The organism is Candidatus Buchananbacteria bacterium CG10_big_fil_rev_8_21_14_0_10_42_9 (genome assembly GCA_002773845.1).
GTDB lineage: Bacteria > Patescibacteriota > Patescibacteriia > Buchananbacterales > 21-14-0-10-42-9 > 21-14-0-10-42-9.
The window spans coordinates 1-25,030 of record PEZZ01000021.1 but is presented as its reverse complement, the minus strand read 5'-3'; the positions used below and the strand labels follow the sequence as shown (position 1 = coordinate 25,030).

Genomic DNA, 25,030 nt, shown 5'->3' with positions numbered 1-25,030 from the left:
AATTTTGTTATAATTTCTTAACGACCGATTACTTAATCGTTTTAAGTTTTCGTAATAAAGATCAATACTGGCAGTTACTTTTGACAAACTCATACCCATAGTATATACTTTAGATATATGAAATCAATTATCAACATAAAGGCTGATAAGGAGGTCAAGGAGAACGCGCAAAAGACCGCCAAAGAGTTGGGCTTGCCATTAAGCACTGTAATTAACGCGTACCTAAAGCAGTTTATTAGAAATAAAGAAATATATTTTTCGTTAGCACCGCGCATGACGGCAGAACTTGAAGCAGTAATTGGTAAAGCAAAAAAAGATTTTAAGGCTAAAAGAAACATTTCGCCAATGCTTTTGTCCGGCAAAGAAGTGGATAGGTATCTTGATGATTTATGAAGATTGTTTTTCATAGGAATTTTGAAAAACAATACAAAAAACTCCGCCTGGCAGAAAAAAAGCGATTCAAACAACGCAAGGATATATTTTTGCAAAATCCGTACCACCCGCTACTGAATAATCATCCGTTAAGAGGCAAGTATAAAGGCTATCGCAGCTTGAGTATCGGCGGCAATTTACGCGCTGTCTATGAACTGATTGATGATGAGGTAGCTTACTTTGTGGCGATTGATACGCATAGTAAGCTGTATTAAATTTTGCATTATTTAAAATGACCGATTACTCAATCGTTTCCAGTTTTCGTAATAAAGATCAATGCTTGGCTTTGATTGAAAAATTAAAAGCCAAAGGCAAGACGTGCTATAATTTTTCTGATACGCCGGCGGATCCGAATAATCCAAACGCCAATCCTGAAGAGCAGATGAAAGCGCATGAAGCAAAGAAAGATTTTTACAATGACGAACATTTTAAATATCTTTTTGAAAAAGATCTAGCTGGATTAAAAAATGCTAAAACTGTAATTTTACTTTTGCCGGCTGGCACGTCAGCGCACATAGAAGCCGGTATTGCGTATGGTATGGGGAAACCGCTTATCTTAATAGGCGAAGCGGCTAAGCCGGAAAGCTTGTATTTAATATTTCAAGAACGTTATAAAACGGCGGAAGAATTTTTAGCCAACATTAATTAGGCTTGGTATAATAAGGGCATGCCTAAGCCTATAATCTATATCGCTGCAATCCCGCTTGTTGTTGTCGTTATTTTAGCAGTTGCTATTTTTTTTACGCTTAAACCAAAGCCAGTAGTTGCGCCTGGGCCGGTTGAAGAAATTGAGCAAGATGAAGAGCCCAAGCCATCGGAAAATTTGGAAGCGCGCGTGCCGATAATTATTTATCATCATGTGCGCGAAGCGAAGCCAACTGATAGCGAATCAGATAAACAATTTATAATTTCACCGGCCGATTTTGAAAGCCAAATGAAGTATCTAGCCGATAATAATTTTACAACCATATCGTTTAAAAATTTAGTTGATTATTTTAGCGGGCAATTTGAATTGCCGAATAAGCCAGTTATTATTTCTTTTGACGACGGTACGATAAGCCAGTATCAAAACGCTTTTCCGCTTTTAAAAAAGCATAATTTAACTGCTACTTTCTTTATCTTTACCAATCCGATTAGCCGAAGCGAAAATTATATGACCTGGGAACAATTAAAAGAAATGGCGGATGCCGGAATGGAAATAGGCAGCCACGGGCACTATCATCTTTATTTTGACAGGATCAATGAGGGAGAACTCGCAAAAGAGCTAAGTGGCAGTAAAGAAATCCTAGAAAAACAATTGGGCAAACAAGTTTATGCTGTCGCGTATCCTTTTGGGACCTTTGATGAAAAAGTCGTTGAGTCCTTAAAAGAAGCCGGATATTTAGCGGCGCGGGGGATTGCGAATGGGGTAGACCACACAGCTGAAGATTTGTATGATTTAAATGCTTATTTTGTAACCAGTAACTTCTCAAGATTTGTAAATATTGTGAATCAAAAGAATTGAATTTTTTTTACTTTAAAGGTAAGCTGAAGTTACAACATTAATAACTATTTCAGTTTATGCTATCGGCCACCATCGCTTTTTTAGTTTTATTAAATCCTTTCGCGTTATTTTTGTATCTTGAACCTGTTTGGACAAGCCTATCTCACGAAAATTTTTTGTTTGTTTTATTCAAGGCATCTTTAATTTCTTTTTTAATATATGCTTTGTTTTTATTTGCCGGAAACGCTTTGTTCCAAAAGATTTTTCAAATACACTTTGAATCGTTTCGTATTTTTGGCGGAATTGTGGTTTTTTCCTTTGCCTATTTTTTTATCGTTAAAGGACAAAAAGCTTTTGTACAGGTTAAAGAAAACTTAGACGACATGGCATCAGAAATAGCTTTACCGTTTATGGTCGGCCCAGCCACAATTTCGCTCGTTGTTTTAATGGCTAATGATTTTGGCTTAGGCCAAGGCTTTGCTATGCTTTTTACAATTATGGCAATTAATTATTTAACGCTTGTGATAATAAAGTTTATTCGCGACGCAATTACAAGGAAGAAGTTTAAAATTGCTTTCGATAAAAATATGGAAGTTTTGCTTCGGCTTAATGGTTTTTTTGTCGGCGCTATCGGTGTGAATATGATTATTACCGGGGTTAACAATCTTTATTTTTAAGTCAAATTTAAAGTTAAGAATTCAAGGCGCCGGTTGAATTTTTTTTATTTTGGGAGTAAGCTGAAATATGGCGAAAGTATCAATATGAAGCATAAATCAATTCAACAACTTTACGATTTTTCCGGTAAAGTGGCTGTGATCACTGGCGCGGCTAAAGGTATTGGCTTTGGCATGGCTGAACGTTTAGCGGAGGCTGGAGCAAAAGTTGTAATTAGCGACATTGATGATAAAACCGGCAAGGCCAAGGCGGCCGTTTTGGAAGCTGAATATATTCACGCGGATGTTAGCGACGAAAAAGATATCGCTAAGCTTATTAATCAGGCTGTTAAAAAGTTTTCACGCATTGACATTTGGATAAATAACGCCGGAATTTTCCCGTCTAAACCGGCGCTTGAGATGGATTTGAAATTTTGGGAAAAAATACAGGCCGTAAATTTACGCAGTGTGTTTTTGTGTAGCCGGGACGTGTCTGAAGTGATGAAAGAGCAAGGCGGGGGAGTAATTATTAACATCGGATCAATTGATTCTTTGCACCCAAGCCGTGTTGGTTTGTCGGCTTACGATGCTTCTAAACATGGCGTGTGGGGATTTACTAAAAATTTTGCTTTGGAAGTGGCGCCTTATAATATTCGGGTAAATGCTATTGCGCCGGGCGGCATTAGCACAGAGGGTGTTGAGGAAATGACTAAAGGCGGAATAAAAGCTGGCGTTACCGAAGGCGACGCGGTTAAAGATTTTACAGCGCGTATTCCGCTTGGCAAATTAGGAGAACCAGATGATATTGCGATGCTCGCGTTATATTTAGCCAGTGACGCGAGTAAGTATATGACTGGTAGTTTAGTGGTGGTTGACGGCGGTTATTTATTGACCTAAATTAATTTTATGCCAGGGTATATCACCAACATTGAAAAAGCGACGTTGGAAAACAAAGACTATCGCCGCGTTTTGTATACAGCTAAAAACAGTCAATTAGTGCTGATGAATTTGCAACCGGGGGAAGAAATTGGCGAAGAAACCCACACGCTTGACCAATTTATTCGCATTGAACAGGGCCAAGCCAAAGTTATATTAGACGGTAAAGAAACTGAAGTCCAAGATGATTTTGCAATCGTAATTCCGGCCGGCACAAAGCACAATGTGATTAACAGTGGCGATAACGAATTAAAATTGTATTCAATTTACTCTCCGCCCGAACACAAAGACGGCACGGTGCATCCGACCAAAGCCGACGAAAAAGAAGAGCATTTTGATGGCCAAACAACTGAATGATTTGGGAATTTAAGCGTCCATTATGAGCAAGCCTTTTTTTAGTGTTGTTATTGCCACATACAATATGGCCGATACGCTCGCTGGCGCTATTAATTCGGTAACTAGCCAGTCGGAAAAAAGTTGGGAGTTAATTGTGGTTGACGACGGCAGCAAAGATAATACCAAGCAAATAGTTAATTTTTTTATAAAAGAAGGTTTGCCAATTAAATATTTTTATCACCAAAATTCCGGACTTGGGATATCTCGAAATGTTGGCATTAACCAAGCCCTAGCCGATTGGGTAGTTTTTGTTGATGCCGATGATGAATTTTTCACAAGCCATTTGGCAGTGCGGCGCACAGCTATTGAGCAAAATCCTGACGTCGGTTTGATCTACGGCCCAACTGAATTTTTAGGCTCTCCGCTAGTGCCGGACAAATACCGCCCCGGAGAGCAAATTCATATTAACCAATGTTTTTTAATTGGTACGGCCGCGATTAAAAAAGAAGTATTGTTATCTTTGAGCGGCTTTAAGAATATCCATTTTGAAGACACCGATTTATTTGAAAGGATTAAAGAATCAGGTGTCAAAACCATTCGGGTTGATAACGCCACACACATTTATCGGAATTTTGAAAGCCAAGATAGAATTACCCACAAAATTAGATTATCTACTAGAAGTTAATGAATATGGAATTTGAATATTGTCCACGATGCGGCACTAAATTGAATCCGCCAAACGGCAGGCAGCGCTTTAAAAATTGTGAGCGATGTGGTTTTGTTAATTACCAAAATCCTGTCCCGACGGCCAGTGCCATTATCGTAAAAGATGGCAAGGTGCTGTTGGGTCGCCGGCGGAGCGATCCCGGTAAAGGCATGTGGGATATTCCGGGCGGGTTTATTGAGCTCAATGAAACGCCGGAAGAAGCGGCACGGCGAGAGATTTTAGAAGAGACCGGATTGACCATTAACTTGGAAAAGTTTTTTGGATTTTTTTTGGGTAAATATGAATACCCAACATCTCCCAATGCGCCGACTATGAACATTTGTTTTTTAGCTAGCATTCAAAACGGCGAACCAAAAGCCAATGATGATTTAGTCGCCCTAGAGTGGTTTAGTAAAGATGAAATTCCAATTCTCGGAATGGCTTTTGATAATAACAAGCAAATGTTAAAAAAGTGGATAACTGAAAATTAAAGCTCGTTTAGCATGTCTGCAATAACCGCGCTCATGGAGGCCGGAAAGGTAACGATTAAAATTCGTTTAATGGCTAATGTCGTGTCAAGAATCCATGGCGCTTGCTGGATGAGAGTCATAAATAGTCCGACGACTAAAAAGGCCAGTACGTACGTTGCCGCGACCCGCTTCACGAACTCGGTATGATGGTGTTTGAGCTCGCCGCGTTTGTAGTTGAAGAAAACAAACACGGTAATAAAAACGATGGAGAGTACGGTAATAATTAAAATGTTGAGTGTAGGTAAATGTTCACCCAGCCGCCATGTTTCCTCGGTAAAGCCAATGGGGATAGCCAGTAACGCCGCGCCGACAACAATTTGCATAGCATCTTTGGATTGGAAGCGTATACTTTGGTGATTGTTTGGTTGATTATTTGTCATAGCTTTATTTTAACACAAATTTGTTTTTCTGGTATACTTGAAGCATGGGACAAGATAAATCAATGCCAAAATCAGAAGATGAGTGGAAGCATAAGTTGAGCGCTGAGCAATATCATATTTTGCGCGAAAAGGGCACCGAGTTGGCATTTACCGGTGAGTATTACGATAACCATGAAGAGGGTAAGTATTTATGCGCGGCTTGTGGCCAAGAGCTTTTTGGCTCTGACACTAAATACGACTCCGGTTCGGGCTGGCCTAGTTTTTATGCGCCGGCTAAGGAAGGAAATGTGAAGTCTGATGTGGATACTAGCCACGGCATGATTCGCACGGAAGTGATGTGTAGCCGTTGCGGCAGTCATTTAGGCCATGTTTTCCCAGATGGACCGCAACCAACCGGCCAACGCTTTTGTATCAACTCTGCGGCGTTGAATTTTAATAAAAAGGGAAAAGATGCTAAGTGAGCGCGGTGATATATATGGCTCACCAGAACCGCAGTCGCCCGAGACTAATTTAGGCGAACATGAAGAATTTGAAGCTGATTTAGATGAAACAGAATTAGTCCACCCCATAGAACGGATTAATGACTTGGTAGAAATTGAAACTTTTCCCGACCGAATCGCGATACACGTACTGGATCAATACCAAAACAATGATGACGAGGATAGTAGTCAAGACGGTGAAAAACAGACCCCCAGACTGACTATTAGTGAATTGCGCTCGATGTTTCGCCCAGCATTTGAAGTAATCGCTAGACGGGTGGAGGAGAACCCGAATATCAAAACTATTACCGCTTTATCATGGATTGTCGGCAAGGCGCCAACGATGATGAAAAAAATGGGTTTTACCATTGATAGGCCTAAGTTAACCCAGTCAGAAATATCCAAAGAATTTCCTCATGAAATCACTTGGCGCCTCAAACATCCTGATAAAAAGCCGAGGGTAATTGCTTCGGCACATGTTGATAGGGAAGATTTTTTAGCTCAATACTTGACAAAGAAAGAGGAGAAAGAGCCAGGGTGACAAATAGTTTAAATATCCGCCATATATATTACTAACAATTAAATATTTATATGCCAAAATTATCGCGAACAAAAAAACCTAGCAAAAGCAAAACTTCTCACCACAGGGGCATAGATGAACTGCATGAACTTGGCGATGAGATGATGAAGCACCTCAAGAACGCCAAGCGAGAGTATAGTGAACTAGACGCTCAAACTAAGAAAAAGATCGCCGCCGGGATTGTCGGCGCCACAGCTCTTTTGGCCGGACTTGCTGCCCACAAAGCTCACCGGCGTAAAAAGAAATAGTTTACTGCTGTGAAATTTACAAAAGTAAGAGGGTTTGCCCTAGTCGGATTATTAGTTAGCCTTGCCATTGTGGTGATGTTGGCGGCAATTAGTTTTACTTTGATTAACCAGTCTTCGGTTCCGGGTAGCGGAGTTAGTCCAGAAACAATAGTTAACCAAGCAGATCAAGTAGAAAAGCAAGTTGAAGAGCGCAATTCTCAAATTGATCTCCAGCCAAATGTTACGAAAGTTCAAATTGAGAACGATTTTGGCTCAAAGATTGTATACACTACCGATGCTTCGCTTGGAGCAGATTTATTTAAGGCAGATTGCCAAGCCCGCGGCGGAGAATTTAATGAATGTGGCAGCCCCTGCGCGCCAGGCTCTGAAATTTGTATTACGGTTTGCGCTTATACTTGTGAGAATTTGTAAATGTGCTATACTGCCGAAAATTATTAAGCTTAATACCATGATACGTTTATATATTATTTTACTTGCTGGCGTGTTAGTCATGGCCGGTTGCACACAACCTCAGCCAACTAACACCAACCAAAACACTAATACGAATTCATCAGTCATTGAAGGAGACGTTATGGATGGTCATGATGATGAAGGCGATAAGACGGACATAGACGACGGCCCAAGCGCGAGCGAAACCATGGATGACGAGGATAATGGTGATCAAGCCGGTGAAAATGATAAAGAAGCCGATGATAGTGGTGAAAATGAAACCCAAGTTTATACTAATAAAGCTATTGGATATAGCTTGAACCATCCAGTCAATTGGTATTGGCAGCATTTTTTAGCCGGCACAACAGAAAACGGAGTTAATTTAGATAGCGATTATTTTATTGCTGATCCAAACCCGCTGGTTGGCTTTGGTTCTGAATATTTAGGCCGCTATGTTATCCAAGTGTCGTCTAGGCCGTTAAGCGACTTTGCCGACGCAGTGAATGATTTAACCAAATCCAGCTCAAAAGTGGATGGTATTGATGCCGCTCGTTACGAAGGAACTAGGACCAACATGGTAGTAGAAAATCAAACTGTGGTTGAGTACCAGTTTATGCGTAATGGCCAAAGTTTTCGGGTAATTTATTCTATGCTTGACAGCGACCCCGAACAAGAAGCGATGTTTGAAAGCTTTGTAAAAAGTATTAGTTTTGAATCTTAATATATTACATTTAGCACCCCTGGCTTTATAGTTGGGGGTGTTTTTATGTTACACTTATTGAAAGAAAAGGATCACCCAAGCATTATAAACCTAAGAAGGTCTTGTGAATATTCCGATTGTTATCCTGCCTGCCCGTCCTTTGGCGGGAGGAAGCCTGCCCCCTTAAAGCTTGTCCTCGACTCCGGTCGGGGAACGGGGGTGAGGACCTCAGGAGATTGCTACCTCGCTACGCTTATCGCAATGACAAATGCATAGCATGAAAAAAACCATTTACATTATAGCGTTCTCATTCCTAGGCATTTTGATTAGTTTCTTAGTGCATTACGGCATTGAGTATCCCGTAATTTTTTTACTGATTACTAATTTTGAAACTTTTAGCTTGGGGCTAAGTTGGGACACTTGGTTTTTAGTTCATCACGTCGGGACTGTAATTTTGTTAATTTTGGGAGCGAGCGCCGGATTTTTTCAAGGCCGCTATTGGTGGCGCGTAATTTACATTGAGAAACGCTATCCGCGAAAGCTCAAACCACGACGTCATCCCCGATACCGGATCAAGCCCGGCACAGGCCATGATCGGGGATCCATGAATAATAGAGATTCCGGATCGAGTCCGGAATGACAACTATATGCCAGAAGAATTATTTGAGGTAGTTGATGAAAATAACTTTTCAACTGGAGAGGTTTTGACCAAGTCGGAAGTTCATACGAAAGGATTGTGGCATCGGACGGTGGAAGTTTGGATATTGAATTCCAATAATGAGCTACTTATCCATAAACGTTCAGCCGAGGTTGAAAGGCATCCGAATCTTTGGGATAATTCAGCCGGCGGGCATGTGTCGTATGGCGACGATCTAATTTCAGCCGCTATTAGGGAAACAAAAGAGGAGATTGGCGTTACTTTATCCGAAAGTGATTTTAAATTTCTGTTCATCGTTAAAGAAGAATTTCCAGAGATTAACCATTATTATTTTGCCTATAATTATCTTGTCAGAAAAGATATTGCAATTAATGAAATAAAATTACAGCCCGCAGAGGTGGCGGAAGTTAAGTTTCTTCATTACAAAGATTTTGAAAAAATGATAAAAAATAACCAGCATGACTTTGTTGATAATCAAGAGGAGTATAAAAAGTTAATTAAATATCTTGAAGAGAAATTAAATAAATAATTGTCATTGCAAGCGGAATAAAATGGAGCGTCGCAATCTCGCGGTTAATAAAAGAGGTTACTACGTCGCTTTGCTCCTCGCAATGACGGGAATGTTATGAAAAACTATAAAACATTTTCAATTGATTTAGCCAGGCGCGCCGGCAAGATTATGCGGGAAAATTTTGCTTTGGGCATGAAAAAAGAATGGAAAGGGGACGGCACGCCGCTGACTGTGACCGATACCACCATAAATCAGATAGTAATTGATGCAGTCAGAAAAGAGTTTCCGCAACATAATATTTTAGCCGAAGAAGGTAGTGACATGGGGAGAGATTCCGAGTACACGTGGGTGTGCGATCCTGTTGACGGCACGATTCCATTTTCGCACGGCGTGCCGACTAGCACTTTTTCATTGGCGCTGACTAAAAACGGAGAAGCTATCTTGGGCGTGGCTTATGACCCATTTATGAACCGGATGTATTTTGCCGAGAAAGGTAAGGGGGCTTTTTTGAATAACGAAAAAATTAAAGTCTCTCAAGCGGATAATTTTGCAAGTAAAATAATAGGCTTGGGGGTTTGGCGCAATTCAACTTTTACTTCTTTGCCTTTGATGGGTGAGCTTGAGGATCGGCGCGCCATGGTAGTGAGTTATTTATCAATGGTTTATACTGGATGCATGGTAGCTAGCGGTGAGTTTGTGGCCACAATATATGTTTATAAATTTCCATGGGACGCGGCGGCTCTAAAAATTTTAGTTGAAGAGGCCGGCGGCAAAGTTACAAGTTTATTTGGCGAAGAACAGCGTTATGACCAAGATATTAATGGTGTTTTAGTTACCAACGGCAAGGTTCATAACGAGTTGTTGCAGCTCATAAAAAAATCAGTTACTAAAAGAGAAAATTAATTAAAAATATATGAACGGATTTATACAATTTATTAGGCAACAAGGGGTGGTTGGTTTAGCCATTGGCTTTATTTTGGGCGGCTCGGTTAACCAAGTAATTAAATCACTTGTGGGCGATGTGATCAACCCGCTGATTGGTTTGGTGTTTACTTCCATTGAGGAGCTCAATGATTTTGTACTTGGGCCAGTTTTGATTGGTAATTTTATCTCAGCGCTTTTGAATTTTATTATCTTGGCGGCAGTTGTTTATTTTATCTTTAAAGGCATGAAACTTGACCGCATTGATGTCAAAAAGCAGTAGATAGGCATGGCCAAAATTGATTTTACAAAATTAATTTTTCATCGCGACAAACCCAGTGCGCCCAAAGATTACAAAAAACTTGAACAATACGGGGTGATTGGTAACTTGGAAACGTGCGCCTTAGTTGGTGATGACGGGTCAATTGATTGGCTGTGCTTTCCGCACCTAGAGTCACCCAGCGTTTTTGGCGCGTTGTTAGATAGCCAGAAGGGCGGTAATTTTGTAATCCAGCCGGTGGGGCAATTTAGTTCAACCCAAGAATACATTAAAAATACCAACGTTTTACAAACTAAATTTAAAACTGCCCGCGGCACGATTGTGTTAACTGATTTTATGCCACCCCTTAAAAAAAGAAGCCATGAAAATAAACATCAAGTCTTGTTGAGAAAGGTTGAATGTTTAAGTGGTAACTTAGATATTCGTTTTCAATTTCGCCCCCACTTTAATTACGCTCGCGCTAAAACAACTTTGCGTAGAACGTCCAAGGGCGTAGTCGCTCGCGGCGCAGGAAAAAGATTATTTTTTGGCGCCCATATACCTTTATCTATTACTACCGAATCAGGAGCGATTGGCACCTTCACATTACAGGCTGGCCAAGCGCAATGGTTCAGCTTAAAATATAACGACGATTTGTTGGCACACAGAAAACGATATCCTATGCTTTTACGGCAGACAATCAAATTTTGGCAAGGCTGGTCACATAAATGCAGCGGTGAGTGCGTTTTCAAAGGGCCGTGGCATGATTTAGTTGTGCGATCAGGCTTAGCTATCAAATTGTTGCAGCATCGAACAACCGGTGCTATTGCCGCGGCGGCAACTACGTCATTGCCCGAAACTGTCGGTGGTATGAGAAATTGGGATTATCGTTACAATTGGATTCGCGATTCAGTTTTTAGCGTTCAAGCTTTGTACAACCTAGGCCATTTCAGCGAAGCGAGGGAATTATTTAATTGGTTTAAGCGAATTTACCGGGGTGTTCAGGCGTCTAGTATTAGAATTATGCATGATTTGCACGGTTCGCCAGTGATGCCTGAGCGCAAGTTAAACCATTTAGCAGGTTACCGCCACTCAAAACCGGTGCGCATCGGCAATCGTGCCGCTCGGCAATATCAACATGATATCTATGGCGAATTGTTAAATGTGGCATATGAAACACGTCGCTACGGTGATGAAATTTCGCGCAATGATTGGAAACTTTTTACTAAAATTATCAATTATGTTTGTAAAGTCTGGCAATCTCCAGATGCGGGTATTTGGGAAATCAGAGGGCCGGCGCGGCATTATGTTTATTCCAAAGTGATGTGCTGGGTGGCAATTGACCGCGGCATAAAAATTGCCGAGAAAAGGGGTTATCCTGCGCCTTTGCCAAAATGGGTAGCTATTAGAGATGAAATAAAAAATGAAGTTTTGGAAAAAGGTTACAGCGATAAATTACAAAGTTTTACCCAAACTTTAAATTCTGAAAAGCTTGACGCAAGTAGTTTATTGATACCTATGGTTGGTTTTCTGCCATATGAAGACGTGAGGGTAAAAAACACCATCAAGGCTACGATGAAGTATTTAATGAAAGATGATTTAGTATATCGTTATTTGGACGATGGCTTGCCCGGCAAAGAGGGAACTTTTATTTTATGTACTTTTTGGTTGGTTGATGCTTTGGCGCTATCGGGGGAACTTAGGCAAGCTGAAAAGCTTTATCGCAATATATTAAAATATGTCAGCCCATTGGGGCTTTTGGCTGAAGAAATTGCGCCTCGAACTAAAGAGCAGTTGGGAAATTTTCCTCAAGCCTTTAGCCACATCGGTTTAATTAATAGCGCGCTATATATTGGATTGTCTAAAGGCAGAAAGGCTAAAGGCCCCAAACCATTGATGGGCAGATTACGCTTTAAAGATTTACTAACCGGATTTTTACAGCAACAAAGCTAGGTGTGGGTTAATGCCCGGCGTGCTATACTGAAAGTATGCCTAAAGCTAAAAAAACAATTCTAGTAGTTGATGACGATGAGCGTATCAGGTCTATGCTAAGTGATGTGCTTGACGGTGAAGGCTATGTGGTTAATACTGCCGACGGCGGAGCTAATGGGTTAAAGTTTGCTCTAGCTAATCATCCAGATTTAATTTTTTTAGATATCCAAATGCCGCAAATGGATGGTTTGGCAATGTTGACTAAGTTACGAGAAGACTCATGGGGATCTAAGGCAGATGTTATTATTTTAACTAACTTTGACGACAGGCCACGTTTAGCCAAAGCAATGCGTTTGGGCATTCGAGACTATTTGGTTAAGGCCAATTGGGAAATTTTTGACATCATTAAAAAAGTAAAAAAGCGATTGTAATTATTTTCAGTAAACTGTGGATGATAATTTTTTCGTTTTTTGGTATACTAATAGCACCTAAATAGTAAGCGATTGCCTATGCAAGCAGGAGGTAAGGTGGCCATTGCCATCATCGCCGGACTCGCGTTCGCTATTTTATTAGCTCTCGCAGTCACTGCCGGGTTTTTACAATAATATAGGCAAAACCCTAAATTTTTAGTTTAGGCGTTTTTGTTTACTTGCGGTAAATTTTATATTTGGCATATGACCCTAGACCCGCAAACAAAACTTTCAGCAAGCAATGTCATTGTGATAGTTTTTTCAATTTTATCTTTTTCAATTTTACTCGCCTTAAGCTTAAGTTTACCGGCCATACTCCGGAGTTAAATAAGAGCATATCGTTCGGTGTTAAGCTAAATGGACGCGCCCCAGCCGGCATGTCATTTTTTATGTTTTTTAATGCTTGGCAGTATATGATATTTTTTCTTGAATTCCATTGGCACAACATCGACTATCATATTACGTAGCATGGTAGTATCCTGCCGCACTCATTTATGGAGATGCATTTAAATAATATTTTGTAATAACTATGCCACGCGTCAAACCGCAAATATTAAGCGAGAGCGAAAGGTCAAAACTTTTAGGCGACCTTTGGAGTTTTGACTGGCTTAAGAAAAGATATCCGACTCAGTTTTTACTTTTTAATTTATTAGAAGCATCTAAATCGTCAGGGCGATAACGTAGAAAACGCTGAAGTTAAATATTATCATACTACGCTGTATGATAATATTTATAAGGAGATTGTTGGGTAGCTTAATTGGGACGTGAATGGGAAAAGCCCTTCTCGCACGAAGCTGTCAAGGGCCATGTGTCACCTCCTTGGGGTTGTTGTCTCGCGGCTCATTGATGGCACTGCAAAGAAGCATAAAAAATATTATTGCTAACGCAATGCCAGCGACTATCTGCAACGTGAGATGAGCGGCGTTTTTCAACCACGCCAAAAGTCTCATATAGTCACTTTTAGCCCGACTGGTGTGTCGGGCGCTATGGCTCTATCACAGACTTTGTGCCGGAGAATTTTGCCACCTTCTTGGCTGATTTGGTCTTCATGGCATTGTCCACACAGGGACTTGCCGCAGCCACAACATAGATATTGTGGCACATCGTGGCCTAGCCCGCCCGCGCACAGCGGACGGATCGTCTTTTTAACCATGTGTCCTCCTCGGCGCAGTAGCCTGTAATTATTCTACTGATATATTAGCATTTCGCAAGTTTGCGAGGCCGGGGAGTCTGTGGTATTATATTTTTGTTATAAATTCATATTCAATGGTCACTATTGTAGACGGCAAAGCAATAGCGCAAGACATTTTGGAAGATTTAAAAGGCAGGGTCCAAAAGCTCAAAGCCCAAAACAAACAACCGGCATTGGCGGTTGTTTTGGTTGGTGATGATAAGCCATCGCATACGTATGTGACAAAAAAGCAAGAATCCGCTAAAGATATTGGAATTGATTTTTTTCGCTTTGAGTTTCCGGCGTCTGTAAGCAAGGATGAACTTATTGCTGAAGTTGAAAAAATTCAAGCGGAAAAAAATTTAAGCGGTATGATCATTCAATTGCCCGTGCCCGAAGGGCTTTGGAACGATACGCGTGAGATTGTAAACCATATAAATTTAGACATTGACGTAGATTGTCTGTCGTATCCTGCGCTGGGCAAAGTGCTTATGGGGAAAAGTCCGTTCGTACCGCCAACGCCGGGCGCGATTATGCATATTTTGAAATATCATCAGGTATCACTAGACGGAAAAAATATTTGTTTAGTCGGCCGGGGCGATTTAATTGGTAAACCGCTTGCCGGTATGTTGTTGAACGAGAAAGTGGCGTTTTCGGTTCACGGCCGGTCAACCAAAAACTTAGCTGACTTTACTTTAGCCGCCGATATTATTATCACTGGAGTAGGAAAAAAGGACGTGGTGACTTCCGATATGGTATCAGAAGGTGCTATGATTATTGATGCTGGCGTGACGTTTGTGGATGGCAAAATGTACGGCGATGTTGATTTTGCAGGAGTGAAAGATAAAGCGAGTTTAATTACTCCAGTTCCGGGCGGAGTCGGGCCAATTACCGTGGCGAAATTATTAGAAAATACCGTTATAAGTTGTGAGCTTAGACTATGATTAAAAAAGATTGGCAGTCAGTTGTTATTTTAGGTGCCCAATGGGGGGATGAGGGAAAGGGCAAGGTAACCGATGTGTACGCCGCCAAGACTGACTATGTTGTGAGGTTTCAAGGCGGCAATAACGCCGGCCACACTATTGTGATTGGGGGAAATATTTTTAAATTGCATTTATTGCCCTCCGGCGTATTTCACCCACACAATAAAATTGTTATTGGTAACGGCGTAGTGATTGATCCGCGCGTGTTATTTAAAGAAATTGACGGCATGAAAAAAGTTGGCCGCAAAGTTAATTTAATGGTTGATGGCCGGGCTCATGTTATTTTTCCATTTCATGTGTCTCTTGACGGGCTAAGCGATGATTTTAAGGCCAAAAAAGCCCTGGCCGCCTTGTCGACTAAGCGAGGTATATCGCCAACTTACGCAGATAAATATGAGCGCATTGGTATTCGGGTGATTGATTTTGTCCACCCCAAAATATTTAAGGATCGTTTTAGCTTATTGTCTAAACTAAAGTCTCGCCAACTTAACCGAGTCTACGGCTCTCATGTTAAGCTGAATTACAGTAAAATCTACCGAGATTATTTGGCGTATGCCAAAAGGATGAAAAAATATGTGGTGGATGGTTCATTAGAACTTAACAAAGCCTTGGATCAAGGCAAGAAAGTTTTATTTGAAGGCGCGCAAGGTTCACAATTAGATATTGATCATGGAGTGTATCCTTATACCACTTCATCCAATACGACAGTTGGGGCTGTCTGTACGGGCGTTGGGGTTGGACCGGGCAGGATTGACCATGTGATTGGAGTGGTTAAAGCCTACTTATCGCGTGTTGGCGGCGGTCCTTTGCCAAGTGAACTAGTTAATGAGACTGGAGATTTGATTCGTGAGATTGGTAAAGAATACGGCGCAACGACCGGGCGACCTCGTCGCGTCGGTTGGCTTGATTTGGTTCAACTTCGCCAAGCCGTAAGAGTCAATGGTATGAATTCTTTTGCTTTAACCAAGGTTGATGTCTTGGATGATTTTAAAGAAGTAAAGGTTTGCGTGGCTTATCGTTATGGCAAGAAGTTAATTAAAGAAATGCCAGCTGATTTTTCAATTTATAGCCAATGCAAACCAGTGTATAAAAAATTTAAAGGCTGGAAAGGCAATTACAAAGAAGCAACAGAATACTCGAAATTGCCGGTAGAGATGAGGCGGTATATTGATTTTATATCCAAAGATTTAGGTATCCGCCCAGAATTAGTTTCCGTCGGACCGGAACGAGAAGAAACAATTATTATCTAAAATTATGAATAAAGACATTATCGCCCAAAATATTAGTAATGTTTTAACCGAGACAAATTTTTTTGAACTAGGCGAAAAAAAAATTGGCAAAGTTCATGATTCATATTTTACCGATGATCGTGTAATTTTAATTACGACAGATAGACAAAGCGCTTTTGACCGCGTGTTGGCGAGTATTCCATTTAAAGGCCAAGTCTTGAATTTAGTTAGTGCTTGGTGGTTTGAAAAAACCAAACACATTGTGCCAAATTTTATCCAATCAGTCCCGGACCCAAATGTTGTGGTTGGCCAAAAAACTGAAGTTTTTCCGGTTGAATTTGTGTCGCGTAGTTTTTTAACCGGCACTACCAGTACATCAATTTGGAAAAATTATGAAGCCGGGCAAAGAGAATTTGGCGGCATTACTTTACCTGATGGCCTCAAGAAAAACGCCGCCTTGCCTAAAACCATTATAACGCCGAGCACCAAATTTGAAGAACATGATCGCAATATTACGGTTGACGATATCATTAATGAAAAAATGATGACTCAAGAACAGTGGGATTATGTTTCAAGTAAGGCAATTGAAGTTTTCACTTATGCTCAAAAAATTGCCAAGAATCACGGTTTAATTTTAGTTGACACTAAGTATGAGTTCGGTAAATTACCAGACGGCACGATATTGCTAATTGATGAAATTAACACGCCCGACTCTTCCCGATATTGGTTGGCCGGAAGCTATGAAGATAGAATTGCTCAAGGCGAAGAACCAGAAAATATTGATAAGGAATTTTTACGGTTATGGTACGCTGATAATTGTGATCCATATAAAGATAAAAATCTGCCCAAAGCGCCAGATGAGTTGGTGATTGAGTTGTCCTCACGTTATATCCAATTATATGAAATGATTACCGGAGAAAAATTTCCGTTAAATACCGAGCCAGTTGTGGAGCGAATTTTTAATAATTTACAAAAGAGTGGTTTTTTAGTACAATAGACACTCCTATGAAAGTAATTATTTTAATGGGCAGCGATTCAGACCGCCCGTGGTGCGACACAATTGAAGCGGCACTCAAAGAATGGGATATTCCCGCCGAGCAAGTAGTGGGTTCGGCCCACAAGGTGCCGGAAAAAGTTTTAGATTTAATCAACCAAACTAATCAAGAGGATGACATTGTTTTCGTAACTGTCGCCGGCCGTTCCAACGCACTTTCGGGCGTAGTGGCGGCAAATTCAGTGCATCCTGTACTGGCTTGTCCGCCTTTTAAAGATAAAAGTGATTTATTGGTTAATATACACTCTACTATGCAAATGCCTTCTGAAACGCCAGTCCTAACTGTGTTAGACCCGAATAATGTCGCCGGATCAGCGGCTAGAATCTTTGGAGTATCTGATAAAAATGTAAAACAAAAAGTAAAAGACCGCATTAAATCAATTAAAGATAAATTTTAGACCTTAAGCCATGCTTGGGGCCATTTCTCCACTCGACGGCCGATACGCGCAAGCGGTGAAGGAGCTTTCACCGATTTTTAGCGAAGCTGGATTAATGCGCTACCGCGTCATGGTGGAAATTGAATATTTAATTGCCTTAGGGCAAGAAGCTGGAGTCCCGGAAGTGGCTCCTTTTTCAGTTACTCAAATTAAAAAACTGCGCCAGCTGTATTTAAATTTTAATCAAACTCACGCTAAAAAAGTTAAACAAATCGAGAAGCGAACTAATCATGACGTCAAGGCGATTGAATATTATCTGAAAGAGAATTTAAACCGGGCGGAGTTTAAATCAGGCGCAACTTTTGTGCATTTTGGCTTGACCTCCGAAGATGTCAATAATTTGGCATATTCTAAAATGTTACAAGATGGAGTGGTGGAATATTTAAAGTCTGTAAAAAAAGTAAACAGCCATATTAAATCTTTGGCCAACAGTTTTAAAAATATTTCACTGCTGTCGTTAACTCATGGGCAGCCAGCAAGCCCAACTACGGTCGGTAAGGAGCTGGCTGTTTTTGTTTTGCGCCTAAACGATGCAGTTGCTAATATTGAGTCAATAAAATTGAGCGGAAAATTTGCCGGCGCAACTGGCAATTGGAATGCGCATATGGCTGCCTATCCTAAGGTAGATTGGTTAAAGTTTAGTCAAAAGTTTGTCGAGTCTTTGGGCTTAAAGTTTAATCCACTGACTACCCAAATTGAACCTCACGATAATGCGGCGAGAATGTATCAGGCAATAAGTTTAGCCAATACCATATTGAGAGATTTAGATCAGGATATTTGGTTTTACATTAGCCGCGGCATTTTTAAGTTAAAAAAGAAAACCTCAGAAGTCGGTTCTTCCACTATGCCGCATAAGGTTAATCCGATTGATTTTGAAAATAGCGAAGGTAATGCCGCGCTGGCCAATTCAATTTTATTGGGCATGGCCGTAAAGTTGCCGGTTTCTCGCTTGCAACGGGATTTATCAGACAGCACAACTTTGAGAAATCAAGGTATTGGCGTTGGCTATTCACTGTTGGCTTGTAAAAACACTTTAAAGGGACTACATAAATTAGATATTGACCGCCGCGCCTGTAAAGAGGAATTAGAAAACCATTATGAAGTTTTAGGGGAGGTCGTTCAAACAGTGATGAAAAAGTATGGCCATATTGACGCTTATGAACAGATAAAGAAAAAAACCAGGGGCCGCCAGCTTACCAAAGCATTGTATTTGGCGTTAGTTAAGAGTTTAGATATCCCTAAGGCCGAAAAGCAAAGATTATTGAAATTGACTCCAGCCAATTATATCGGCCTTGCAGCTAAATTGGTTGATAAGCTATAAATATGTGCGGCATAGTTGGTGTTAAAACTAACAACGGGGCCGTGGCCGAGATTTATGAAAGCCTTGTGGCAATGCAAAATCGTGGCCAAGATAGCGCCGGTATCGTAACTTTTGATAAGCGTTTTCATTTAAAAAAAGGTTTGGGGTTAGTCCGAGAAGTTTTTCGCCAAGAAAATATTGACCGCCTGAAAGGTAGTTTTGGCATCGGTCAGGTTCGTTATGCTACTATGGGCAGTGTCACCAACGAAGAAATCCAGCCGTTTACGACCTACTCGCCCTACGGCATAGCTTTGACTTTTAACGGCACCATTTACAATTCAGATAAATTAAAAAAAGAGTTAAGTGATAAAGATTATCGTCATGTTAACACTGATAATGACGGTGAAGTTTTACTGAATTTATTTGCCGTGGGCTTAGAAAGAAATAATGGCGGAGATTTTTTTGAGGGTGTTTGCAAGGCGGTGCAATATGTGTATGAGCGCGCTCGCGGAGGATATTCGGTAGTAGCGGCAATCGCCGGTAAGGGAATTATCGCTTTTCGTGATCCGCATGGTATCCGGCCGCTAGTTTGGGGCGTGCGAGAAAGCACTTTTCAGCCGGAGCATATTTTTGCATCGGAAAATACTATGTTTGAAATCTTAAATTATAAATTTCAAAGAGATGTTGAGCACGGCGAAGTAGTTTTTGTTGACCTGCAGGGCAAAGTTTTTTCAAAAATTATTGATCAAAAGGAATTTCGGCCCTGCATATTTGAATATGTTTATTTTGCTCGGGTTGATGCCTTATTAAATGGTGTTAGTGTTTATCGCTCACGGCTTAGAATGGGACAAAATTTAGCCGCTAAAATTAAACGTGATTACCCGAACTTAGAAATTGATGTGGTAATTCCCGCGCCGCAATGCGCCACCACCGCCGGACTCGCTTGCGCTCATGAGCTTGGCGTACGATACACTGAAGGCATAGTCAAAAATCAAATGGTTGGGAGAACCTTTATTATGCCGGGACAAAAGATTAGACAAAAAGCCAATAAATATAAATTGTCAGTGATTGACTTTGAAGTTAAAGATAAAAATGTATTGGTGGTTGACGATAGTATCGTCAGGGGGACGGTGTCACGCCATATTATTCAACTGATGAGAAAGCACGGCGCAAAAAAAGTTTATTTTGCTTCTACCGCGCCGCCGCTACGCTATCCTGATTTATACGGCATAGACTTGCCCACCAGGGAAGAATATATTGCCTACAATAAAAGCATTGATGAAATAAGGCAGAGCCTGGGCGCGGATGAATTAATTTACCAAGACCTTGATGATTTAATTGAGGCGGTGACCAGGCGCGGTGACTTAAAGTTTAAGCGTCCGCATGCGGCTTATTTTAACGGTGATTACCCAACCGAAGGCGTAACCGAAGAAGTATTATTAGAAATTGAACGGCAGCGTAAAGCTCAAAAAGCAAACTTGGAGGGGGAAGGAGCTCAATTGATATGACCAAGGTGTTGGTTGTTGGCAGTGGCGCGCGGGAACACGCCATCGCTTGGCTATTAAAATCAAGTCAAACTGAAGTCGAGTTAGTATGTTTTGCGTCCAACCACAACCCTGGCTTGGTGGAATTAACAACTGATTTAAAATTAGGTCAAATGGATGACGTTTTGGCGGTAACAGATTTTGCCAAGCAACACCAAGTTGATTTTGCTGTTATCGGTCCAGAGCTTCCATTGAGTGTCGGCGTTGTGGAAGCTTTAGCTGAAAGTGGTATTCCAGCCGTCGGTCCAACGCAAGCTTTAGCCCAAATAGAGAGCAGTAAGTCATTTACCCGCGACTTACTTTCTGAATTTGAAATTGAGGCTAATCCTAAATATAAAGAATTTACAGAATTCAGCGAAGTTGAAGCTTGGGTTAAAGACAACGCTGCTTCAGGTTTTGTGATTAAGCCAGACGGTTTAACCGGCGGTAAGGGAGTAAAAGTGCAAGGCGATCATTTTGATACTTTAGAAGAGGGTTTAAAAATCGTTAAAAATGTTATTGATAGCGAAGGCAAAGTTGTGGTGGAAGAAAAATTAGTCGGTCAAGAGTTTAGCTTGATGAGTTTTTCAGACGGGGAGAATTTATTGCATATGCCACCGGTGCAAGACCATAAACGAGCTTTTGACGGCGACAAAGGTCCCAATACCGGCGGTATGGGATCTTATTCTTATCCAAATAATCTTCCTTTTTTAAGCGACGATGATATTTTGCAGGCGCAAAAGATAAATGGACAAGTGGTGTCGGCTTTAAAAAAGAAATTGGGCGAGGCCTATAAGGGGATTTTATATGGCAACTACATTGCGGTTAAGGATGGCTTGCGTCTAATTGAGTACAACGCTCGGCTGGGCGATCCAGAAGCGATGAACGCTTTGAGCTTGATTGAGGGTGATTTCGTAAAATTGTGCCAAGATATAATAAATGGCAGCTTAGATAAGTCTGATATTAATTTTAAGGCTGAAGCCACGGTGTGTAAGTATATTGTTCCAAAAGGCTATCCCGATAATCCAGTTAAAAATGAAAAGATTGACGTTAGTGAAGTTGATCAGTCAAAAGTGAAATTGTTTTACGCGGCGGTTGACGCGCGTGAAGATGGCTTATACCTTACCGGTTCACGGGCGATTGGCGTTGTCGCCACCGCCAATACGGTTAGCGAAGCGGAAAAAATTGTTGAATCCGAAATTAAGAAAATTACGGGACCGGTTTTTCACCGGCAAGATATCGGCACTAAAAAATTAATTGATAAGCGCATTAACATAATGAAGGAGATCAGGGGATAATATGGGTAAAAAAATAAACTTAGCTGTTTTTGCTTCAACCAAAGGCACTGATTTGCAAGGTGTGATAGATTCTATTAGACTTGGGGAATTGGATTTCGTTGATTTAAAATTTGTATTGTCTGATAAAAAGAATGCGTATGCGTTGACGCGAGCACGTGAAGCCGGGTATAAAACAGTTTTTGTTGATCCGAAAGGTAAATCTCGCGAAGAGTTTGACAGGGAATGCCTAGCTATTTGCCAAGCGCATGAAATTGATTTAATTTTACTGATTGGCTATATGCGACTATTGAGCGAGCCGTTTGTCAGAGCCTATAAAAACAGGATCATGAACATTCATCCGTCGTTATTACCAAAATACCCTGGCATGGATTTGGATGTGCATCAAGCAGTGTTATCGGCAGGCGAAACTGAAACCGGCTGCACCTTGCATTTTATTGATGAAGGAGTCGACACCGGTCCAATTATTTTACAACAAAAGGTTGCCGTAGCTAAAGATGAAACGGTTGAGTCACTCAAGGCAAAGGTACAAGCCAAAGAGCAGGAAGTAATTTTAGCAGGGTTAAAAATGTTTGCTGAAGATAAAATAAAAGTTTAATTATATAAATATATGTCATTTCGACCGAAGCCGCGTTTGGCGTGGCGCAGTGGAGAAATCTCACCGGTGAGTACTCGCTGAGATCCCTCGACTCCGCTCGGGATGACTAATAACCTATGCCTAAAGTTTTAATTAGCGTATTTGATAAAACGGGAATTGAAGATTTTGCCAAAGGATTGGTTGCTTTAGGATGGGAAGTAATTTCTACAGGTGGAACATTAAAAGCATTGCAAGAGGCCGGGGTAAATGCTGTATCCATTAGTGAAGTGACAAATTTTCCGGAAATTATGGATGGACGGGTTAAAACTTTGCATCCCAATGTGCACGCCGGACTTTTGGCAGACCGTGATGTGTCTGAGCATATGCAAACTTTGAAAGAACAAAAGATTGAACCAATCGACATGGTGGTGGTGAATTTATATCCCTTTCAAGAAGTGGTGAGTAAGCCCGAGGTTTTAGAGGAAGATGCAATAGAAAATATAGACATCGGCGGGCCGACAATGCTGCGCTCGGCGGCAAAAAACCATAAGCATGTTGTGGTCGTCACAGATCCTGATGATTATGACCAAATTCTTGAGCAATTAAAGAATGGAGGGGTGAGCCAAGAGACAAAACGCATTTTAATGACAAAAGTTTTTCAAACTACGGCTGAATATGACACGGCGATTGCTAAATATTTTGGGAATTCAGATGATCTTACATTAAATTTCAAAAAACTTTATAACCTTCGGTACGGTGAAAACCCTCACCAAAAAGCAGCGTTTTTTAAAGACCCTGCGGTGCTCGAAACTTCAATTGCCAAAGCGGAAATTTTACACGGCAAGCAATTGTCTTATAACAACATTGTGGATGCCGACGGCGCTTTAAACTTGATTAAAGAATTTGACGAACCGGCAGCGGCAGTCATTAAACACACTAATCCGGCCGGATGCGCGATTGCCAAAAACATCAATGAAGCGTACCGCAAAGCGTTTCAAGCCGACTCTAAATCCGCCTTTGGAGGCATCGCGGTAATGAACCGTCCTTGCACCAAAGAAATTGCCGAAATGATTAACGATGTATTTATGGAAGTTGTTTTAGCGCCAGATTTTGAACCGAGCGCTTTGGAAACATTAAAACAGAAAAAAAATATCCGTTTAATTAAATTAGGCAAAATTGAGAAAGTTAAAACCTTGAAGGACTACCGTAAAGTGGTCGGCGGGATTTTAGAGCAAGATATTGATCGCGCACAAATCAATAAAGATACGCTTAAGGTAGTGAGTCAAAAACAGCCAAACAAGAAAGAATTGAAACAGGCAATATTTGCTTGGAAAGTAGCTAAGCACGTAAAGTCAAATGCCATTGTTTTAGTTAAAGGAGATGTTACGGTTGGGGTCGGTGCCGGGCAAATGTCTCGCGTTGACGCCGTTGAGATGGCCGTTAAAAAAGCTGGCGCTAAAGTAGACGGCTGCGTAGTTGCTTCAGATGCTTTTTTTCCATTTCGTGATAGCATTGATGAATTGGCCAAAGCGGGGATTACCTGTATTATTCAACCAGGTGGCTCGATAAAAGACGAAGAAGTAATTGCGGCGGCCAATGAGCGGGGCATGAGCATGATTTTTACTGGCCAAAGAGCATTTAAACATTAAGTTTCGTCATGTTATTATACCAGCATGGAGATAAAATTAGTTAATCAGTTTATTAGCCGAAAAGAGATCGTCCGATTAGCTGACGATCAATTTGGTGATATGGTCAAAGCCGTTGTAGACATAAATAGGAAAGTAATGGCGGTGGGCGGAGAATTGCACGCAGATGCAGAAGCACTTCTTTTAGAAAATGGATCAGCCCAAACGGATGTGTGGGGCATAAACCTATATCCTGACCGTACAACGAGTGATTGGATAGAATTCACTTCCCTCATTAATATAAGGCCGTCGCAAGGTAATCGGTCGACTGGTGTTCAAGATGCCGAGGTTCAGAAAAAGATTATAGCGGTTGTTAACGCTTTATTGACTAATTAATTATGCCAGTCCATAAATCTTTAGCCAGCAGCCGTTGGCACCACATGCCGTTAAGTGAACAGCTGGGGAATATCGGCAGTGAATTCCAGCGCGTTTTGCAGTGGCGAGGGAGAGACGACGAGCATTTTGCTAAGGCTTCTGCACGCTTGTTTGAGTTAATTGATTTAACCTTGGCAGATAAGCGTTGGCACGGACGATTAAAAGAACTTGTCCGGATGCGAGAATTAGTTGGTGATATTAGTTCGGGAAGCGCGTATTATGCCAATAGCGAACAGGTTTTGTCTGATTATTTTTTACATTTCGCATTACGGGCCCGTGCCCAGCACTAAATGAGCAGTATGATTTTTACTGGCCAAAGAGCATTTAAACATTAATATGAGTGGAAAAAAGAAATTAACCTATGCGGCGGCTGGGGTAGACGTGGATGTTTACGAAGAAGCCAAAGACGAATTTGCCAAAATTATTGCCGCAAGCAACGCCAAATCACCGTTTGCCGATTGCGTGGTCGCAGGGCTTGGCACCTTTGGTTCAATTTTTGACACAAAAAAAGCCGCGGCCAAACTTGGCTTTAGTAATTACGCAGATGTTGAAAGCGTAGATAGCGTCGGTACAAAAATTTCTGTCGCCGTGGCGATGGACCGTTATGACACGATTGGTCTTGATATGTTGGGGCACAGCTGTAATGATATTTTGGTACAAGGCGCAATTCCGCTTGTGTTTGGAGATTACCTAGCTTTTAGCAAGTTTGATAAGCGGATGGTAATTGATGTGATTAAAGGAGTGGCCCAGGGTTGTGA

33 protein-coding genes are annotated in these 25,030 nt (G+C 41.1%); 32 read left to right on the top strand and 1 reads right to left on the bottom strand.

Annotated features, from left to right (window positions below):
* The first annotated feature begins 117 nt into the window (after positions 1-117).
* The 9 genes from COT81_03000 (at position 118) to COT81_02960 (ending at position 5,037) form a co-directional block, all read left to right on the top strand.
* On the top strand, positions 118-393 hold the full coding sequence (locus COT81_03000; GenBank protein PIS05110.1) for a hypothetical protein: 276 nt from the start codon (positions 118-120) through the stop codon (positions 391-393).
* Positions 390-647: a hypothetical protein gene (locus COT81_02995; protein PIS05109.1), complete on the top strand. Its 258-nt coding sequence runs from the start codon at positions 390-392 to the stop codon at positions 645-647. The genes COT81_03000 and COT81_02995 overlap by 4 nt, the downstream gene beginning before the upstream one ends.
* A 17-nt stretch (positions 648-664) precedes the next feature.
* Positions 665-1,081 carry a hypothetical protein gene (locus COT81_02990; protein PIS05108.1) on the top strand — a complete coding sequence of 139 codons (417 nt, stop codon included), beginning with the start codon at positions 665-667 and terminating at the stop codon, positions 1,079-1,081.
* Between the two features lie 18 nt (positions 1,082-1,099).
* A complete protein-coding gene (locus COT81_02985) occupies positions 1,100-1,936 on the top strand; it encodes a hypothetical protein (GenBank protein ID PIS05107.1) in 837 nt (278 codons plus the stop codon).
* 56 nt (positions 1,937-1,992) lie between these two features.
* Positions 1,993-2,592 (top strand): MarC family protein, encoded by a 600-nt coding sequence (locus COT81_02980; protein ID PIS05106.1) that lies wholly within the window; start codon positions 1,993-1,995, stop codon positions 2,590-2,592.
* An 84-nt stretch (positions 2,593-2,676) separates the two neighbouring features.
* Positions 2,677-3,465 carry an SDR family oxidoreductase gene (locus COT81_02975; protein PIS05105.1) on the top strand — a complete coding sequence of 263 codons (789 nt, stop codon included), beginning with the start codon at positions 2,677-2,679 and terminating at the stop codon, positions 3,463-3,465.
* A 9-nt stretch (positions 3,466-3,474) separates the two neighbouring features.
* Positions 3,475-3,861 (top strand): cupin domain-containing protein, encoded by a 387-nt coding sequence (locus COT81_02970; GenBank protein PIS05104.1) that lies wholly within the window; start codon positions 3,475-3,477, stop codon positions 3,859-3,861.
* Positions 3,862-3,883: 22 nt separating this feature from the next.
* Positions 3,884-4,525: a glycosyl transferase gene (locus COT81_02965; GenBank protein ID PIS05103.1), complete on the top strand. Its 642-nt coding sequence runs from the start codon at positions 3,884-3,886 to the stop codon at positions 4,523-4,525.
* Positions 4,525-5,037: a DNA mismatch repair protein MutT gene (locus tag COT81_02960; protein PIS05102.1), complete on the top strand. Its 513-nt coding sequence runs from the start codon at positions 4,525-4,527 to the stop codon at positions 5,035-5,037. Before COT81_02965 ends, COT81_02960 begins: the two co-directional genes overlap by 1 nt.
* Here the strand turns inward: COT81_02960 and COT81_02955 are convergent.
* The gene (locus COT81_02955; protein PIS05101.1) at positions 5,034-5,456 is read right to left on the bottom strand and encodes a DUF2391 domain-containing protein; all 423 of its coding nucleotides are present in this window, start codon (positions 5,454-5,456) and stop codon (positions 5,034-5,036) included. The genes COT81_02960 and COT81_02955 overlap by 4 nt on opposite strands.
* A gap of 44 nt (positions 5,457-5,500) precedes the next feature.
* Between COT81_02955 and msrB the strand changes: the two genes are divergently transcribed.
* From msrB to COT81_02840, 23 genes are all read left to right on the top strand, one after another.
* Complete coding sequence (gene msrB, locus COT81_02950) at positions 5,501-5,917, top strand: peptide-methionine (R)-S-oxide reductase (GenBank protein PIS05100.1); 417 nt, start codon at positions 5,501-5,503, stop codon at positions 5,915-5,917.
* A complete protein-coding gene (locus COT81_02945) occupies positions 5,907-6,476 on the top strand; it encodes a hypothetical protein (GenBank protein ID PIS05099.1) in 570 nt (189 codons plus the stop codon). The genes msrB and COT81_02945 overlap by 11 nt, the downstream gene beginning before the upstream one ends.
* Before the next feature lie 50 nt (positions 6,477-6,526).
* Complete coding sequence (locus tag COT81_02940) at positions 6,527-6,763, top strand: hypothetical protein (GenBank protein ID PIS05098.1); 237 nt, start codon at positions 6,527-6,529, stop codon at positions 6,761-6,763.
* Between the two features lie 9 nt (positions 6,764-6,772).
* Positions 6,773-7,174, top strand: coding sequence for a hypothetical protein (locus COT81_02935; protein PIS05097.1), 402 nt, complete (start codon positions 6,773-6,775; stop codon positions 7,172-7,174).
* 37 nt (positions 7,175-7,211) lie between these two features.
* Positions 7,212-7,913, top strand: a complete 702-nt coding sequence (locus tag COT81_02930) for a hypothetical protein (protein PIS05096.1) — start codon at positions 7,212-7,214, stop codon at positions 7,911-7,913.
* 256 nt (positions 7,914-8,169) lie between these two features.
* Complete coding sequence (locus tag COT81_02925; protein ID PIS05095.1) at positions 8,170-8,532, top strand: hypothetical protein; 363 nt, start codon at positions 8,170-8,172, stop codon at positions 8,530-8,532.
* Between the two features lie 7 nt (positions 8,533-8,539).
* A complete protein-coding gene (locus COT81_02920; protein ID PIS05094.1) occupies positions 8,540-9,079 on the top strand; it encodes an NUDIX hydrolase in 540 nt (179 codons plus the stop codon).
* Between the two features lie 96 nt (positions 9,080-9,175).
* Positions 9,176-9,964 (top strand): hypothetical protein, encoded by a 789-nt coding sequence (locus COT81_02915; protein PIS05093.1) that lies wholly within the window; start codon positions 9,176-9,178, stop codon positions 9,962-9,964.
* Between the two features lie 10 nt (positions 9,965-9,974).
* Positions 9,975-10,265 (top strand): hypothetical protein, encoded by a 291-nt coding sequence (locus tag COT81_02910; protein PIS05092.1) that lies wholly within the window; start codon positions 9,975-9,977, stop codon positions 10,263-10,265.
* A 6-nt stretch (positions 10,266-10,271) separates the two neighbouring features.
* The gene (locus COT81_02905; GenBank protein ID PIS05091.1) at positions 10,272-12,194 is read left to right on the top strand and encodes a glycoside hydrolase family 15 protein; all 1,923 of its coding nucleotides are present in this window, start codon (positions 10,272-10,274) and stop codon (positions 12,192-12,194) included.
* Between the two features lie 35 nt (positions 12,195-12,229).
* Entirely contained in the window at positions 12,230-12,604 is a 375-nt protein-coding gene (locus COT81_02900) for a hypothetical protein (GenBank protein PIS05090.1), read from the top strand.
* A gap of 1,305 nt (positions 12,605-13,909) precedes the next feature.
* Positions 13,910-14,758, top strand: a complete 849-nt coding sequence (locus tag COT81_02895; GenBank protein ID PIS05089.1) for a bifunctional methylenetetrahydrofolate dehydrogenase/methenyltetrahydrofolate cyclohydrolase — start codon at positions 13,910-13,912, stop codon at positions 14,756-14,758.
* The gene (locus tag COT81_02890; GenBank protein ID PIS05088.1) at positions 14,755-16,047 is read left to right on the top strand and encodes an adenylosuccinate synthase; all 1,293 of its coding nucleotides are present in this window, start codon (positions 14,755-14,757) and stop codon (positions 16,045-16,047) included. The genes COT81_02895 and COT81_02890 overlap by 4 nt, the downstream gene beginning before the upstream one ends.
* Positions 16,048-16,051: 4 nt before the next feature.
* Positions 16,052-17,023 (top strand): phosphoribosylaminoimidazolesuccinocarboxamide synthase, encoded by a 972-nt coding sequence (locus tag COT81_02885; GenBank protein ID PIS05087.1) that lies wholly within the window; start codon positions 16,052-16,054, stop codon positions 17,021-17,023.
* Between the two features lie 8 nt (positions 17,024-17,031).
* A complete protein-coding gene (locus tag COT81_02880; GenBank protein ID PIS05086.1) occupies positions 17,032-17,478 on the top strand; it encodes a 5-(carboxyamino)imidazole ribonucleotide mutase in 447 nt (148 codons plus the stop codon).
* Between the two features lie 10 nt (positions 17,479-17,488).
* Positions 17,489-18,838: an adenylosuccinate lyase gene (locus COT81_02875; protein PIS05085.1), complete on the top strand. Its 1,350-nt coding sequence runs from the start codon at positions 17,489-17,491 to the stop codon at positions 18,836-18,838.
* Between the two features lie 2 nt (positions 18,839-18,840).
* The gene (locus tag COT81_02870) at positions 18,841-20,325 is read left to right on the top strand and encodes an amidophosphoribosyltransferase (protein PIS05084.1); all 1,485 of its coding nucleotides are present in this window, start codon (positions 18,841-18,843) and stop codon (positions 20,323-20,325) included.
* Positions 20,322-21,638, top strand: coding sequence for a phosphoribosylamine--glycine ligase (purD, locus tag COT81_02865; GenBank protein PIS05083.1), 1,317 nt, complete (start codon positions 20,322-20,324; stop codon positions 21,636-21,638). The genes COT81_02870 and purD overlap by 4 nt, the downstream gene beginning before the upstream one ends.
* 1 nt (position 21,639) lies before the next feature.
* Positions 21,640-22,233: a phosphoribosylglycinamide formyltransferase gene (gene purN, locus COT81_02860; protein PIS05082.1), complete on the top strand. Its 594-nt coding sequence runs from the start codon at positions 21,640-21,642 to the stop codon at positions 22,231-22,233.
* 116 nt (positions 22,234-22,349) lie between these two features.
* Positions 22,350-23,861, top strand: coding sequence for a bifunctional phosphoribosylaminoimidazolecarboxamide formyltransferase/inosine monophosphate cyclohydrolase (gene purH, locus COT81_02855; GenBank protein PIS05081.1), 1,512 nt, complete (start codon positions 22,350-22,352; stop codon positions 23,859-23,861).
* Between the two features lie 24 nt (positions 23,862-23,885).
* Positions 23,886-24,233 carry a hypothetical protein gene (locus COT81_02850; GenBank protein PIS05080.1) on the top strand — a complete coding sequence of 116 codons (348 nt, stop codon included), beginning with the start codon at positions 23,886-23,888 and terminating at the stop codon, positions 24,231-24,233.
* A gap of 2 nt (positions 24,234-24,235) precedes the next feature.
* Entirely contained in the window at positions 24,236-24,562 is a 327-nt protein-coding gene (locus tag COT81_02845; protein ID PIS05079.1) for a hypothetical protein, read from the top strand.
* Between the two features lie 46 nt (positions 24,563-24,608).
* A partial coding sequence (locus COT81_02840; GenBank protein PIS05078.1) for a phosphoribosylformylglycinamidine cyclo-ligase occupies positions 24,609-25,030 on the top strand: 422 nt, incomplete at its 3' end.

Coding starts and splice junctions, on each gene's coding strand:
- COT81_03000 (PIS05110.1), top strand. CDS start 118: ATGAAATCAATTATCAACATAAAGGCTGATAAGGAGGTCAAGGAGAAC.
- COT81_02995 (PIS05109.1), top strand. CDS start 390: ATGAAGATTGTTTTTCATAGGAATTTTGAAAAACAATACAAAAAACTC.
- COT81_02990 (PIS05108.1), top strand. CDS start 665: ATGACCGATTACTCAATCGTTTCCAGTTTTCGTAATAAAGATCAATGC.
- COT81_02985 (PIS05107.1), top strand. CDS start 1,100: ATGCCTAAGCCTATAATCTATATCGCTGCAATCCCGCTTGTTGTTGTC.
- COT81_02980 (PIS05106.1), top strand. CDS start 1,993: ATGCTATCGGCCACCATCGCTTTTTTAGTTTTATTAAATCCTTTCGCG.
- COT81_02975 (PIS05105.1), top strand. CDS start 2,677: ATGAAGCATAAATCAATTCAACAACTTTACGATTTTTCCGGTAAAGTG.
- COT81_02970 (PIS05104.1), top strand. CDS start 3,475: ATGCCAGGGTATATCACCAACATTGAAAAAGCGACGTTGGAAAACAAA.
- COT81_02965 (PIS05103.1), top strand. CDS start 3,884: ATGAGCAAGCCTTTTTTTAGTGTTGTTATTGCCACATACAATATGGCC.
- COT81_02960 (PIS05102.1), top strand. CDS start 4,525: ATGAATATGGAATTTGAATATTGTCCACGATGCGGCACTAAATTGAAT.
- COT81_02955 (PIS05101.1), bottom strand. CDS start 5,456: ATGACAAATAATCAACCAAACAATCACCAAAGTATACGCTTCCAATCC.
- msrB (PIS05100.1), top strand. CDS start 5,501: ATGGGACAAGATAAATCAATGCCAAAATCAGAAGATGAGTGGAAGCAT.
- COT81_02945 (PIS05099.1), top strand. CDS start 5,907: ATGCTAAGTGAGCGCGGTGATATATATGGCTCACCAGAACCGCAGTCG.
- COT81_02940 (PIS05098.1), top strand. CDS start 6,527: ATGCCAAAATTATCGCGAACAAAAAAACCTAGCAAAAGCAAAACTTCT.
- COT81_02930 (PIS05096.1), top strand. CDS start 7,212: ATGATACGTTTATATATTATTTTACTTGCTGGCGTGTTAGTCATGGCC.
- COT81_02925 (PIS05095.1), top strand. CDS start 8,170: ATGAAAAAAACCATTTACATTATAGCGTTCTCATTCCTAGGCATTTTG.
- COT81_02920 (PIS05094.1), top strand. CDS start 8,540: ATGCCAGAAGAATTATTTGAGGTAGTTGATGAAAATAACTTTTCAACT.
- COT81_02915 (PIS05093.1), top strand. CDS start 9,176: ATGAAAAACTATAAAACATTTTCAATTGATTTAGCCAGGCGCGCCGGC.
- COT81_02910 (PIS05092.1), top strand. CDS start 9,975: ATGAACGGATTTATACAATTTATTAGGCAACAAGGGGTGGTTGGTTTA.
- COT81_02905 (PIS05091.1), top strand. CDS start 10,272: ATGGCCAAAATTGATTTTACAAAATTAATTTTTCATCGCGACAAACCC.
- COT81_02900 (PIS05090.1), top strand. CDS start 12,230: ATGCCTAAAGCTAAAAAAACAATTCTAGTAGTTGATGACGATGAGCGT.
- COT81_02895 (PIS05089.1), top strand. CDS start 13,910: ATGGTCACTATTGTAGACGGCAAAGCAATAGCGCAAGACATTTTGGAA.
- COT81_02890 (PIS05088.1), top strand. CDS start 14,755: ATGATTAAAAAAGATTGGCAGTCAGTTGTTATTTTAGGTGCCCAATGG.
- COT81_02885 (PIS05087.1), top strand. CDS start 16,052: ATGAATAAAGACATTATCGCCCAAAATATTAGTAATGTTTTAACCGAG.
- COT81_02880 (PIS05086.1), top strand. CDS start 17,032: ATGAAAGTAATTATTTTAATGGGCAGCGATTCAGACCGCCCGTGGTGC.
- COT81_02875 (PIS05085.1), top strand. CDS start 17,489: ATGCTTGGGGCCATTTCTCCACTCGACGGCCGATACGCGCAAGCGGTG.
- COT81_02870 (PIS05084.1), top strand. CDS start 18,841: ATGTGCGGCATAGTTGGTGTTAAAACTAACAACGGGGCCGTGGCCGAG.
- purD (PIS05083.1), top strand. CDS start 20,322: ATGACCAAGGTGTTGGTTGTTGGCAGTGGCGCGCGGGAACACGCCATC.
- purN (PIS05082.1), top strand. CDS start 21,640: ATGGGTAAAAAAATAAACTTAGCTGTTTTTGCTTCAACCAAAGGCACT.
- purH (PIS05081.1), top strand. CDS start 22,350: ATGCCTAAAGTTTTAATTAGCGTATTTGATAAAACGGGAATTGAAGAT.
- COT81_02850 (PIS05080.1), top strand. CDS start 23,886: ATGGAGATAAAATTAGTTAATCAGTTTATTAGCCGAAAAGAGATCGTC.
- COT81_02845 (PIS05079.1), top strand. CDS start 24,236: ATGCCAGTCCATAAATCTTTAGCCAGCAGCCGTTGGCACCACATGCCG.